The organism is Citrobacter sp. Igbk 14 (assembly GCF_028069825.1).
Lineage (GTDB): Bacteria > Pseudomonadota > Gammaproteobacteria > Enterobacterales > Enterobacteriaceae > Citrobacter.
Genome location: NZ_JANEWM010000005.1, coordinates 1 through 13,296, shown reverse-complemented (window position 1 = coordinate 13,296; position 13,296 = coordinate 1). Strand labels below are relative to the sequence as shown.

10 protein-coding genes and 1 pseudogene are annotated in these 13,296 nt (G+C 49.2%); 1 reads left to right on the top strand and 10 read right to left on the bottom strand.

Features of this window, described 5'->3' with window-relative positions; genetic code table 11:
* Positions 1-30 precede the first annotated feature (30 nt).
* From lspA to NNN64_RS03180, 4 genes and pseudogenes are all read right to left on the bottom strand, one after another.
* Complete coding sequence (gene lspA / locus NNN64_RS03195) at positions 31-528, bottom strand: signal peptidase II (RefSeq protein WP_048212740.1); 498 nt, start codon at positions 526-528, stop codon at positions 31-33.
* The gene (gene ileS, locus NNN64_RS03190) at positions 528-3,344 is read right to left on the bottom strand and encodes an isoleucine--tRNA ligase (RefSeq protein WP_271440453.1); all 2,817 of its coding nucleotides are present in this window, start codon (positions 3,342-3,344) and stop codon (positions 528-530) included. The genes lspA and ileS overlap by 1 nt, the downstream gene beginning before the upstream one ends.
* A gap of 37 nt (positions 3,345-3,381) precedes the next feature.
* The gene (gene ribF / locus NNN64_RS03185) at positions 3,382-4,320 is read right to left on the bottom strand and encodes a bifunctional riboflavin kinase/FAD synthetase (RefSeq protein WP_271440452.1); all 939 of its coding nucleotides are present in this window, start codon (positions 4,318-4,320) and stop codon (positions 3,382-3,384) included.
* Positions 4,321-4,327: 7 nt separating this feature from the next.
* Positions 4,328-4,543: pseudogene (locus tag NNN64_RS03180) on the bottom strand (DUF2575 domain-containing protein).
* Positions 4,544-4,648: 105 nt separating this feature from the next.
* Between NNN64_RS03180 and rpsT the strand changes: the two are divergent.
* Positions 4,649-4,912: a 30S ribosomal protein S20 gene (gene rpsT, locus NNN64_RS03175; RefSeq protein WP_003018940.1), complete on the top strand. Its 264-nt coding sequence runs from the start codon at positions 4,649-4,651 to the stop codon at positions 4,910-4,912.
* Positions 4,913-4,971: 59 nt separating this feature from the next.
* On the opposite strand, the gene nhaR is transcribed toward rpsT, so the two are convergent.
* The 6 genes from nhaR to NNN64_RS03145 all read right to left on the bottom strand — a co-directional run bounded on the left by nhaR (position 4,972) and on the right by NNN64_RS03145 (position 13,139).
* Positions 4,972-5,871: a transcriptional activator NhaR gene (gene nhaR / locus NNN64_RS03170; protein ID WP_137383775.1), complete on the bottom strand. Its 900-nt coding sequence runs from the start codon at positions 5,869-5,871 to the stop codon at positions 4,972-4,974.
* Between the two features lie 38 nt (positions 5,872-5,909).
* Positions 5,910-7,076 carry a Na+/H+ antiporter NhaA gene (gene nhaA, locus NNN64_RS03165; protein ID WP_271440451.1) on the bottom strand — a complete coding sequence of 389 codons (1,167 nt, stop codon included), beginning with the start codon at positions 7,074-7,076 and terminating at the stop codon, positions 5,910-5,912.
* A 165-nt stretch (positions 7,077-7,241) separates the two neighbouring features.
* Complete coding sequence (locus tag NNN64_RS03160; protein WP_271440450.1) at positions 7,242-8,957, bottom strand: aryl-sulfate sulfotransferase; 1,716 nt, start codon at positions 8,955-8,957, stop codon at positions 7,242-7,244.
* 115 nt (positions 8,958-9,072) lie between these two features.
* Positions 9,073-10,323 carry an IS1/IS1595 family N-terminal zinc-binding domain-containing protein gene (locus NNN64_RS03155; RefSeq protein WP_271440449.1) on the bottom strand — a complete coding sequence of 417 codons (1,251 nt, stop codon included), beginning with the start codon at positions 10,321-10,323 and terminating at the stop codon, positions 9,073-9,075.
* Positions 10,324-10,347: 24 nt separating this feature from the next.
* A complete protein-coding gene (locus NNN64_RS03150; protein WP_271440448.1) occupies positions 10,348-11,544 on the bottom strand; it encodes an anaerobic sulfatase maturase in 1,197 nt (398 codons plus the stop codon).
* Between the two features lie 101 nt (positions 11,545-11,645).
* Positions 11,646-13,139 carry a sulfatase family protein gene (locus NNN64_RS03145; protein WP_271440447.1) on the bottom strand — a complete coding sequence of 498 codons (1,494 nt, stop codon included), beginning with the start codon at positions 13,137-13,139 and terminating at the stop codon, positions 11,646-11,648.
* Between the last annotated feature and the right edge of the window lie 157 nt (positions 13,140-13,296).

Sequence of the window (13,296 nt, the reverse complement as noted above, 5' to 3'; positions counted from 1 at the left end):
CCGGATTAGCATAGCGCCATCCGGCATTTTTTATGCGGCTTTTTTCTCTTTCGACGGTAAGAAGCCTTCAAGAACAATCAACGCCGCGCCGATACAAATCGCCGTATCTGCCAGGTTGAAGGTCGCGAAATGCCAGTCTCCGACGTAAAAGTCAATCATATCAACCACAAAGCCGTGCCACAGGCGGTCGAACAAGTTGCCCAGCGCACCGCCAATGATTAACGCATACGCGATGTTATTCAGCTTCTGCGTCGCCTTCGAGCGATACATCATCACCATCAGGATGACGCAAATACCGATGGCAATGCCGGCAAAGAACCAACGCTGCCAGCCACCGCTATCGGCTAAGAAGCTGAACGCCGCACCGTAGTTACGTGCATAGTGCAGATTAAGCGACGGGAACAGCGACACCGTATCCCCCAGAGCAAAGTTCTGGAGGATCAGGTATTTGCTGCCTAAGTCAATAATCAGCACGGCTACCACCAGCCACAGCCAGCGTAGCCCTGTTGAACAAAGAGGCTTACTCATCAGGCAAACTTACGTTGTTCGCCATCACCGGCGATGTTGCTGACACAGCGTCCGCAGATATCTGCGTGTTCCGCCACCTGGCCGACGTCGGTGGTGTAATGCCAGCAGCGCGGGCACTTCTCACCTTCGGCTTTACTCAGTACGATCTTCAGCCCTTTGAGCAATTCGCTCTGCTGAGCATCAGCAGGTGCTGCGGCATAATCCGCAACAGTCGCACCGGAGGTCAACAGGACAAAACGCAACTCTTCGCCTAGTGCGGTCAGTTTCGCCGCCAGTTCAGGTTCGGCGTACAGGGTCACTGCCGCTTCCAGAGAACCGCCGACTTTCTTATCCGCACGCGCCTGCTCGATAACCTTGTTCACTTCGCCACGTACTTTCAGCAGCTCGTCCCAGAATGCGTCGTTCATGGCTTCGGTTTCGCCTAAGCCAAACAGACCGTCGTACCATTCACCAGTGAAGACGTATTTCTCGCGGGAACCCGGCAGGTAACCCCAGATTTCGTCTGCGGTGAAGGACATGATCGGTGCCATCCAACGAACCAGCGCTTCCGCAATATGGAACAGCGCAGTCTGGCAGCTACGACGCGCCACGCTGTCTGCTTTCGCGGTGTACTGACGGTCTTTGATGATATCAAGGTAGAACGACCCCATTTCTACGGAGCAGAAGCGCATCAGACGCTGTACCACTTCGTGGAAGTCATAGGCTTCGTAAGCTTTCAGGATCTCTTCCTGAGCCGCTTGCGCACAACCTACCGCCCACCTGTCCAGTACCACCATATCTTCCGGTTTCACCATGTCTTTCACCGGATCGAACCCGTTCAGGTTCGCCAGCAGGAAGCGCGCGGTGTTACGGATACGACGATAGCTGTCAGCGGCACGTTTCAGAATTTCATCGGAAACAGCCATTTCACCGGTATAGTCGGTCGATGCCACCCACAGACGCAGAATATCCGCGCCCAGTTTGTTCATCACATCCTGCGGAGAAACAGTGTTACCGATAGACTTGGACATCTTACGGCCCTGACCATCAACGGTGAAACCATGAGTCAGTACCTGGCGGTAAGGCGCTTTGCCTTTCATGGCGGTGGAGATCATCAAAGAAGACATGAACCAACCACGGTGCTGGTCAGAGCCTTCCAGATACATATCTGCCGCATGGCCTGCAAACTCAGGACGCACGTCAACGACGGATGAATGGGTTGAACCGGAGTCAAACCACACGTCCAGCGTATCCGGTACTTTGACGTACTGATCAGCTTCATCGCCGAGGATATCTTTCGGGTCGAGATCCCACCACGCCTGGATACCGTCTACCTCAACACGTTTGGCAACTTCTTCCATCAGTTCGATAGCGCGCGGGTGCAGCTCTTCGGTGTCTTTGTGGACAAACAGAGACATCGGCACGCCCCACGTACGCTGACGGGAGATACACCAGTCAGGACGGTTAGCAACCATCGATTCAATACGCGCCTGGCCCCAGTCAGGGATCCACTGTACGCCTTTGATCTCTTTCAGCGACTGCGCGCGCAGGCCTTTCTGATCCATGCTGACGAACCACTGCGGAGTTGCGCGGAAGATGATCGGCGACTTGTGACGCCAGCAGCATGGATAGCTGTGCTGCATCTTCTCAACGTGCAGCAGCGCGCCTTTTTCACTCAGCAGCGCAACAATTTTGTCGTTAGCTTTAAAGACGTTCACACCATCGAGTTCCGGGTAGGTGCCCGCCAGGTATGCGCCGTCCGGGCCAACCGGGTTAGCGATTTCCAGACCGTATTTCTGGCTGATGACGTAGTCATCCGGGCCGTGGCCGCCAGCGGTATGGACCGCACCGGTACCCGCATCCAGCGTAACGTGATCGCCAAGGATAGCCGGCACGTCAAAGCCCATAAACGGATGGGTAAAGCGCAGCAGTTCCAGCTCAGCGCCTTTTACGGTGCCAAGGATAGTGTATTCAGCCGCGCCAATACGCTGCATGACGCTTTCAACCAGATCTTTTGCCAGAATTACCGCCTGGCCGTCCATCTGTACCAGCGCATAGTCAAAGTCAGGTGCCAGAGAGATCGCACGGTTAGCCGGTAACGTCCACGGGGTGGTGGTCCAGATAACCAGAGAGATTGGGCCATTGACATCAGAGACGCCAAATTTTGCTTTTACTGCGTCCGGGTCGGCCGCATGGAACGCAACGTCGATAGATGGAGACGTTTTGTCATAATACTCAACTTCCGCTTCCGCCAGCGCAGAACGACAGTCAACGCACCAGTGCACGGGTTTCGCGCCTTTATGCAGGTGGCCGTTACCGATGATTTTGCCCAACGCACGAATAATGTTGGCTTCAGTTTTGAAGTCCATGGTCAGATACGGATGCGACCAGTCGCCCAGCACGCCAAGACGAATAAAGTCTTTACGCTGACCGTCAACCTGCGTTGCAGCATATTCGCGGCACTTAGCACGGAACTCCGCAGCGGTGAACTTCTCACCGGGTTTACCGTATTCCTGCTCCACTTTCAGCTCGATAGGCAGACCGTGGCAGTCCCAGCCCGGAACGTAAGGCGAGTCATAACCCGTGAGTCCTTTGGACTTCACGATAATGTCTTTCAGAATCTTGTTAACCGAGTGACCAATATGAATGCTGCCATTCGCATAAGGAGGGCCATCATGCAGAATGAAGGTTTTTTTGCCTTTTTTGGCCGCACGAATGATGCCGTACAGGTCATCATCAGTCCAACGCGCCAGCATTCCCGGTTCACGCTTGGCGAGATCGCCGCGCATCGGGAACCCTGTTTCCGGCAAATTCAGGGTTGATTTATAGTCACTCATCAGATTCTCGGTTCCGTATTTAAAACTCGTATAGGCATTAAGCCGGTTTTGTTAGCCCAAAAAAATCGCGGGCAGTTAACTCATCACGCGCAATCTGCGCTTTTAGTTCATCCAGCGAAGCAAATCGCTGTTCGTTGCGTATCTTTTTACGCAGTACTACATCTATATGGCGACCGTAGAGGTCCATTGCAACATCCAGTAGATGCACTTCCAACTGCTGACGTACACCGGCAACCGTCGGACGGGTGCCAATGTTAGCTACGCCGGGAAAAGGCTTTTCACCCAATCCCATCACTTCAACCGCATATACCCCTTTCACTGGGGAAACCTGGCGACGCAGCGGTAAATTTGCCGTCGGGAAACCGATAGTTCGCCCCAGTTCATCGCCATGTACGACGCGTCCTGAAATGGTAAAAGGGTGTCCAAGCAAACTTTCGGCCAGTTGCAGGTTATCGTCTGCCAGCGCCTGACGCACAGCGGTGCTGCTGATCCGCACACCGCCTTCACAGAAGGTTTGGGTACTGGTGATATCAAAACCATACTCAGCGCCCGCTTCCTGTAATAACAAGAAATCGCCCGCGCGGCTAGCGCCAAAGCGGAAATCATCACCAACAGCAAGAAATTGTACACCAAGGCGCTTCACCAGCAGGTCGCTGATAAAGGTCTGTGCCGTTAATGCGGCGAAACGCCTGTCAAAACGCACGCACAGCACGTAATCCACGCCGCATTCGGCCAGATAACGCAGTTTTTCCCGCAGGCGGGTAAGTCGCGCAGGTGACTTATCCGTCGCAAACAGTTCCAGCGGCTGTGGCTCGAAAATCATCACCATCACTGGCAGACCGCGTTTGCGCCCTTCTTCCTGCAAGCCCTGCAACAAGGCACGGTGGCCACGGTGCACGCCGTCGAAATTACCAATAGTCAGCACACACCCATGCGGGGCCTGACTGAGATTATGTATGCCTCGTATCAGCTTCATGTCTGGCTCAAAACAGTGAAAATCGTGAAAGTATACCCTGTACAGCGGTCAAGGTTAACCGGCGATTGTTTCCTCGAAACAGAAAGAAGATTGTTTTCATTGTTATGAAACAAATTGATGCCCTTCACCGGTAAACCAATTCAATTTTTCTCATCGAAAAGCTGTATTCACGCCACGCAAGCTGGTAGAATCCTGCGCCATCACTACGCAACGAGTGCTGCAATTTAAACGGCGCTTATTTGCACAAATCCATTGACAAAAGAAGGCTAAAAGGGCATATTCCTCGGCCTTTGAATTGTCCATATAGAACACATTTGGGAGTTGGACCTTGGCTAATATCAAATCAGCTAAGAAGCGCGCCGTTCAGTCTGAAAAGGCCCGCAAGCACAACGCTAGCCGTCGCTCTATGATGCGTACTTTCATCAAGAAAGTATACGCAGCTATCGAAGCTGGCGACAAAGCTACTGCACTGAAAGCATTTAACGAAATGCAACCAATCGTGGACCGTCAGGCTGCTAAAGGTCTGATCCACAAAAACAAAGCTGCACGTCATAAAGCAAACCTGACTGCACAGATCAACAAACTGGCTTAATCGTCTGCTTGTTGTCGCTTTGTGAAAAAACCCGCGTAAGCGGGTTTTTTTATGTCTGCTTATTTGCTCACTGGCGTAAAGAGCGCGGAATAGTCCGCATTACAAATACGCTGCACCGCCGGGTGCTGGATCATTCTCTCCGCAAAAATGGCATGGTATTCCTCCATCACATTCTCCACACGTCCAATCTCCACAATCGAATCATCGGCATAGAAATTGTTCGAATAGAGCGTTGGGGCAACGAAAATAGCATTGTGCGTGGCACCGAAGGCTTTCATCAATGCGGCATCATCAAACTCCCCGAGGATTTCAACATTCAGCCCCTGAGAGTTAATCCAGTTCAGCAACTTACGCCCCAGCATTGAACGACGGCCTGGAATCAGCAATCGCCGCTCTTCAAGACAGGCCGGAAATGGCTTCTCAGGTAAGGGATTCGTGCACCAAAAACTGACACAGCACTCGCCTATTTTCACCGAGAACAGACCTTCCTGCTGCGTCGAATCAATCGGACAATCTGAGATAATCATATCCAGCTTGTGCTGACTGAGCTGCTCTAGCAGCATCTCGTGCGTAGATTCAAAGCAGCGCAGGTGGATTTGTTCATCTTCCACCACAGCGGCATCCAGCACACTGCTGACCAGCTGTTTAGACAACGCATCCGCCACACCGACATCGAACAATAAATTAGACTCTTTGCGATAGTTCACGATATCCAGCATCTCCTGGCTTAACGTGAACATTTTATCCGCATAGCGAAAGACTAATTCTCCCAGTTCACTGGGCTCCAGTCCGCGCCCCTTACGCTTGAACAGTTTTCCCTGTAAGCGTTCCTCAAGCGCTTTAATCTGCCCGGTAATGGTCTGTGGCGTCAGATAAAGCGCTTCTGCTGCACCAACCACCGAACCTTCCTTATACACATGCCAGAAGTAATACAGGTGGTTGTAATTGATATGAGACATACTCTCTCCCTGAAAATTGTCACAAAAGCGTCAGCCGATCAGGCTGACACGTTCAATCGAGTGCGTAACCAGCAATAGCCGATCACTGCCGACAGCAAAGAACCGATCAGAATCCCCAGTTTTGCCCAGTTAATCAGCTCTGGATCAACGCTGCCGAACGCCAGGCTGGCAATGAAAATCGACATGGTGAAACCAATGCCGCACAGAATACCTACCGCCATGATCTGCTGGAAATTCGTGCCTTCTGGCAGCTGTGCCAACTTCAGGCGAAGCGCCAGCCAGCAGAACAGGCTAATCCCCAGCGGCTTACCGATGAGCAGGCCAGCGATAATTCCCAGCGGCAGAATCGAGGTCAATCCATCCAGCGTAACGCCCTGCAGCGAAACACCTGCATTAGCAAAAGCGAACAGTGGCAGAATCAGGTAAGCCACCCACGGATGCAGGACGTGCTCCAGACGCTTCGCCGGTGAGCGCCCATGTTTTTCCTTTAACGGAATGAAGAAGCCCACAATCACCCCGGCCAGAGTCGCATGCACGCCAGATTTCAGTACCGCAGTCCACAGCACCACGCCGACCAGAATGTAAATCCCCGTCCGCCTTACACCACACAGATTCAACGCAGCCAGAATAACAATGGCCAGAGCGGCAACCCCCAACGAAAGCAGTGAAAGATCGCTGGTGTAGAACAATGCAATAATCACAATGGCGCCGAGGTCATCAATAATCGCCAGCGCCATCAGGAAGATTTTCAGCGCCAGCGGGACACGACTGCCCAGCAGCGCCAGCACGCCTAACGCAAAAGCGATATCCGTTGCGGCAGGGATAGCCCACCCTTCACGAGTGACGGGATCGGCATAGTTAAATGCCAGATACAGCAACGCCGGGACAATCATGCCGCCAATCGCCGCAATGATCGGGAACGCTGCCTGACGCAAACTGGCAAGCGATCCCTGCATCAGCTCACGCTTCACTTCCAGACCGATCAGCAGGAAAAACACCGCCATCAAGGCATCGTTGATCCACAACAGCATATTTTTGTTGATCTCAAGCGCGCCAACCCGCAGTTGAACAGGCGTCTCCAGAAAGGCGTGGTACCATCCACTGGTGACCCCGATATTGGCCATCAACATGGCTACCGCTGCAGCGATGATCAGAATTATGCCGCCCGAGGCGTCGCTACTAAAAAAACGATGTAGATGTTTCACTTTTATTCTCTCTATTGGGTGAATACTTCGTAATTACTATCTTACTCCGCATAATTCATCGTTAATATTAGATTATTCATGATGAATAGATCGGTTTTTACGAACAAAAAAGCCCAACTGTTCGTTGGGCTGAGAAAAATTCACGCTGGAGCGTAAAACACACACTTAAGCATAGAGATTCATTTTGTACACACGGAAACTGGTGATGTCATAGCGATAACCTGCGCCATTAACGTCTTCACTCTTATAGTAACCGGAGGTCATCGTCGCTTCAAAAAGCACCGACTTCGTCTCTGGATCGATCTCCTGCAGGAGCAAGTTACCCATTGCTTCACTTCCCGCTCGTGGGTCATCAATATCACTGTCTCCCGGCTGGCAAGAAATAGCGAGTCCATTTTCATCAAACGTACAGTCGCCAAAATGCACCACAATATTCCCGTTTTGCTGTACTTCTTTAGCGCTCACACAGCTGCTATAACCGCGAGATCCCAACTCTTTCCCATACGCGAAAGGACGCATAACCGTCATCAAATTCAGATCAACGATGAAATGCACAACCTGGCTGTAGTTATCTGGCGGGAGAAGACTTTTACTGTCTTCACGGGAGCGAAAGTTACCGTTGTCAAAGACCATAAACTCAACAATTCCCGGTTCGTCATTAGCCACCTCAACCACGTTATGCTGCCCCCACGACCAAAAATCTCGGTTTGCAGCATCCACATCATCTTGATTACTGAGGTCGTAAAGAGGAATGCCTTCGCTGTCGACAGGAGTAAGAAGATAAGGCTGATAATCCTCTGTCCAATCCTCATGCGTGGACATAATAAACTGCAGCGCTTCAGTTTCCAGATCGATACCAAAAACAGCACTCTGATGGCGTCCTGAGGCAATTAGCAAATTATTCGTTTCATTAACATAGCTCTGGTTGATATGCAGCCAGTCCTGAACGGTCGCGTCTTCACCTGGAGCGGTCCCTGTTGGACGCGCTGTACGGGAGGTATCCAGAATCGTTGCCATATCGTAATAAGCAATCTCCTGTCCCGTTGAAAGATCAACCACAGATACGCCATCCTCATTCGTTTTCAGCGAATCAGGGCGACCAGAAGTATATTCAGAGGGCGCAACAATAGTATTACTGTCCCACTGCCAAATTGAATGGTGGAACTGGTTGTCCAACATATAAAATGTATACAGCCGCCCCATCATGTCAAACTCATACATATCCAGATAGGTATTTTTGGCTTCTGAGGTTGCCAGGAAATGACCATTATCCACACGAACCAAATTGAAGGATGGGAAGTCTTGTGTAACATACCAGCGCACCACGCCATCCTGATCCAGAGCGTAATTATAACGATCGAAATGTGTAATAAAATAACAGCCCGGCGCAAGCATATCTGTGTCAGTCGCTGATTGCGTCACATTAACAATGGGGAACCCAAGCTGCACATCTGCAGAATCTGTTTCAGGCAAAGGTTGAGTTGCAATCGTGTAAGTCGCATTGACCTCCTCGTCAACCAATAGGGTAAGTTGGTTATCGGTATCAGCCACCAGACCCAGTACAGGCAGCAAATTTTCCCCCACACTCAACGTAACCTCTTGGGTAATCAACATCGCATTTTGCGCCAAATCCTGAATGTTTAACGTAATGGTGCGTACTTCATCGCTCCAAACACCGGCATAAGCACTTAAGGGAGCGGTGCCATAAGGATTGAGAATAATAAGTGCATTATCTAGTGTATTCTCGTCAGTGATCTGCGCCAGACAATCTTGGTAAATAGCTGTATGACTGAGAACTATCTCATTATTAGTGTCGATACCCTGATTCACTGCCGGGCGAGGAGTCGGTAACTTAAGATTCTGCGCAGGAATATTTTCCATTATAAATCTCCATTGTATTCATTTCACCGTTCCACAGCGGAACAATAAAACAAATACATGGAAAATCATCAATCAGATAATAAAAAGGCATCAATTACTATCAATGGAAAATATGTTATAGTGTGATGTTTTTGTTATATTCAAACTTTAAGTAATTCAATACCATTGTGACATTTGCTGGCGACAAACGACTGAGTTGTAAGAAAAATGGATGTACCTGTAAAAACTGGATGAATTTTGTTGCTCCGGTTAGGGTTGCATAACGCAGCATACTCGTTTTTTTATTCCCTGTTAGATTACATACGGCTTTAGCATAACCGCGAGACGAAAAAGAACGCCAGACATTATTACGTATTCCACCGCTACGAAATACACGATAGGGAAAGTTTGCATCCGATGGCAAGTCACCCATTTCTCTTACAAATGAGATATGACAACGGCTTTGTCGAATAGATTTCAAATTCGCCATCATACATCCCCCTAATATAAAACATTCATGATCAATGTAGTGCTGAACATTAAGGGTTCGTTCATCTGTAAGTTCTTTGACCAACTCAAAATGTCGATATGCAGGGAGGACGGGTTTTACCAACATTCCGGGATCGTTTTTGTGCAACGCGGCGGGACCATAATCCACATCAAATAATGTGTTTCGTCGCATTGTCATGAGTTCTTTACGTTGGACAAGATGCGCTAGCGTGCCGGATGGTAGGCGTTCTTCATAGTCAGAAATATACTGATATTCTTCTTCTACGGCCTGAGTGGAATAATTGGTTGTCACAGCAATAACTCTACCACTGTTTTCCTCTGCCGTAACCAGAACATACAGGCTGTGGTCGCCACCGTTAAATTTAACCCGAAAAGCGCGTGTGCTCATGGCCAAATCGAATGCTGGAAATGTGAATTCTCGTTCGGATTGATTTACGCTGCGAGATAATTTTTGTAATGCACGGTTCAGTCCTGTGCTGTCTAATGAAAGCGTCGTTCTGATATCTGCCAATGAGGCACCTTCCAGGATAAGTCTGGCAAGGCTTTCCTGGCGGACATCCGCTTTATGCCGACCAAGGAAAACAAAGGTTTTATGACACTGAAGACAGTACAGTCGGGCCTCTCCCTGGGCGGAAAAACCGTACTTTTTCAATGACGAACTGCCACAACCAGGACAAGCCTTAATTAGCCCTCTCCAGGGCAGGTTAGCCGACAGACGGAAAAGATTGAGCGAACGTTCAGAAATGACCGGGAATGAGAATCCACATTCTCTGCACAAAATGTCCTTACCTTGCACCAAATAATCCGGGCTGTTGAGGATACCCATATTTTTGCACTCAGGCGTTTTACAAGCATCGACATTGATTTGGAAAAACATATTCACTCCCTGCGAATATTACTGTCATACAAATATTGTTTTTATCTCTGCGGGTGAAATATTATTTTCACAGAGCGTCTTCATCGCCCCCATCGCCAATGCTGTATGGGCAAAGAATGCCTGATAACCAGCGCATAAATAGTTCTGATTCAACATCCCTGAGGCCGAAGGTAAAAAACGGTGTTTGGGGCATCCCCCATGACAGGCAAATTGCCACTGACAGGAGTAGCATTCTTGCGCCATTGTACGGTTTTTATCATTGCCGAATTGCCGGTTCTGCTCGCTATTGTTCATTGCGCGTAGCGTCGTATGCTGAATATTTCCCAACTTGTACTGTGGATAGACAAAGTGATCGCAGTTATAGACATCACCGTTCATTTCCATCGCGAACGCACTACCGCATGTGGGAGCAAACACGCAGACTTGCGGAGGTAGCCCACACCAGGCCCCAAGCGTCTGCTCAAAGAGTTGTATGCCAATATTACCAATGTCCTCACGGATCCAGACATCAAAAATGGCATTGAGGAAGTGGCCGAACTCAAGGGAATCCACAGACCACGGCATCATGGTTATCTGTTTATCATCAGGATGTGCCAACCTGCCATCCTCGCTAGCGCTGCATCGTTCAACGAGCGGGATAAATTGCATATATCGGCTGCCAATACTTTTCAGGTATTGATAGACCTGCAGTGGGAAACGCATATTAGTGTGATTAACAACCGTCAGTGTATTAAATTCGACGCCATGGCGTACCAGACATTCAATGGCCTGTTCAACTTTTCTGTGCGTCGGTTTACCCGAACGAGTCACACGCCATTCATCATGTAGCGCGGCATCACCATCAACAGAGATCCCGACCAGGAAATCATTCTGCCGGAAAAAAACAGCCCATTCATCATCGATTAAAATACCGTTCGTCTGGAAAGTATTAACAATGCTCTTCCCTCTCGCGTAATGTTGCTGAAACTCAACCGCTCGCTGATAAAATGCGCGCCCCATCAGTGTCGGTTCTCCACCTTGCCATGCAAAAATGACTTCATCCACATCCTGTGCGGCAATGTGTTGTTTGATGAATAATTCCAGCATGGAATCTGACATCCTGTAATTACCTTTTCTGTCTGGATACAGTTTTTCTTTCTCCAGGTAAAAGCAGTATTTACAGTCCAGATTGCATACCGACCCTGTCGGCTTAATCATTACCTGGCAACTTTTCCTGTACATCGCGAAGGTCCATAAATAAAAGAACCCAGCCCAGCACCAAAGTGCTGAGCCAGGCGGGCATAGCCCTAAGTGGCATACACTGTATTTTTATTATTATCCGGTTAGCCCCAGGTGACCGGAGTCGGTTTCTCGCCTCGAGCTTTCATCAATGAATCGTTATCAATATCCTTTTTGTACTTCAGGAATTTACCGTACATCTGTTTTTCAATATCAGGCTGTTTGCCAATCAAGTTAAGCGTTTCAAACCGATCCTGTTTCAGGTTATAGAGATACTTCGGCTTATTCTCACGATCGATGATCATTTTCCAGTCACCATCACGCATAGCCCACTCATCGGTAGGGTCGTCCTGGAATGGCATATCAATACCGAAGATCAGCGGTTTTTCACGGTTTAACGTTTTCTGCTCAAGCAGCGGCACCAGAGACTGCCCATCGTAGGAACGATCTGTTGGGAGTTTGAAATTCATCATGTTGGCCAACGTCGGCAACCAATCAAGACCGTAAACCGGCGTATCAGAGACCATCCCTTGTGGAATATGTTTGCCATATTTGATGATTGCCGGAACGCGGATCCCACCTTCCCACAAGTTATCTTTACGGCCACGCAAGCCATCGGTCTCACCCGCCAGATTCAGCTCATACACTTTACGTGCCTCGCGGGTTACCGGTCCGTTATCGCTGGTAAAGATGACAATGGTGTTATCTTCTTCGCCCATCGCCTTGATCTTATCCATCACTTTACCGACCTGAGCATCCATATAGCTGATGTTAGCGTAATACTCTCCCGTACCGCGCCACGGTTTATCTGCCCAGTCACCATAGAACAGATCCGGATGCTGTTTTTGATAATCACTCATGTATTGCGAGTACATATCAAGGTATTTTTGGGGTGAAGCCAGTGGGCTGTGAACCTCTGTAAACGCAACATATAGAAAGAACGGTTTATCATCTTTCTTATTATCCAGCCAGTTCACAACTTCGGAGCTGACCAGTTCACCGCTATAGGTGTCCGCTCTGCCAATCGATTTGCCATTACGCACAAACCCAGTGGGATGCACGGTGCCATAGCGTGGACGTTCTTTGGCATTATCCAACGTAGAATCGGTCACAAAGCCGGAAGCATTGACCAGACCATAGTCAAAGCCCATATCTTTTGCCTGTGGTTGGTCAGTACGGTCGCCACCAGCATTAAGATGCAGCTTACCCATCATCGCCGTATCGTAGCCCTGTTGCTTCAGCAAGTTAGCAATAGTCAGTTCATTTCGACCTAACGCAACATTAGTGCCTTCAGGGATCCAGGAGCGAATCCCTGTACGAAACGGCATTCGGCCAGTAAGCAACCCAGCTCGAGAGGGAGAACACAGAGGAGCTGGCGCATAATAATCGGTAAATTTCACCCCGTCCTGAGCCAGTTTGTCGATATTAGGCGTTTTAACGATTCGATGGCCATAAGTCGCCAGATCGCCATAACCTAAATCATCTGCAAGAATGATGACTAAGTTAGGGCGTTTATCCGCAGCGGCTTGTACGGTTGATAATGCACTCCCGGCACATAGAGCCAATCCGATCATGCTGGCAACGACAGTTCTTTTCATTCCAACTCCTTTGAATTATCACATAGTCAATTACGCGACAGATCTACCAATAAATTAAATTTCTGTTTAATTTCCACCCTCGCTATTACATGGCGATGTAATAGCGACAGAAAAACAAAGAACAATATACATTCACAGATATTATATTAATCACGAA

Excerpts from the sequence above, each read along its gene's own strand:
- NNN64_RS03155 (WP_271440449.1), bottom strand. The coding sequence starts at position 10,323 with ATGTTTTTCCAAATCAATGTCGATGCTTGTAAAACGCCTGAGTGCAAA.
- ribF (WP_271440452.1), bottom strand. The coding sequence starts at position 4,320 with ATGAAGCTGATACGAGGCATACATAATCTCAGTCAGGCCCCGCATGGG.
- NNN64_RS03160 (WP_271440450.1), bottom strand. The coding sequence starts at position 8,957 with ATGGAAAATATTCCTGCGCAGAATCTTAAGTTACCGACTCCTCGCCCG.
- nhaR (WP_137383775.1), bottom strand. The coding sequence starts at position 5,871 with ATGTCTCATATCAATTACAACCACCTGTATTACTTCTGGCATGTGTAT.
- NNN64_RS03150 (WP_271440448.1), bottom strand. The coding sequence starts at position 11,544 with ATGTACAGGAAAAGTTGCCAGGTAATGATTAAGCCGACAGGGTCGGTA.
- NNN64_RS03145 (WP_271440447.1), bottom strand. The coding sequence starts at position 13,139 with ATGAAAAGAACTGTCGTTGCCAGCATGATCGGATTGGCTCTATGTGCC.
- lspA (WP_048212740.1), bottom strand. The coding sequence starts at position 528 with ATGAGTAAGCCTCTTTGTTCAACAGGGCTACGCTGGCTGTGGCTGGTG.
- ileS (WP_271440453.1), bottom strand. The coding sequence starts at position 3,344 with ATGAGTGACTATAAATCAACCCTGAATTTGCCGGAAACAGGGTTCCCG.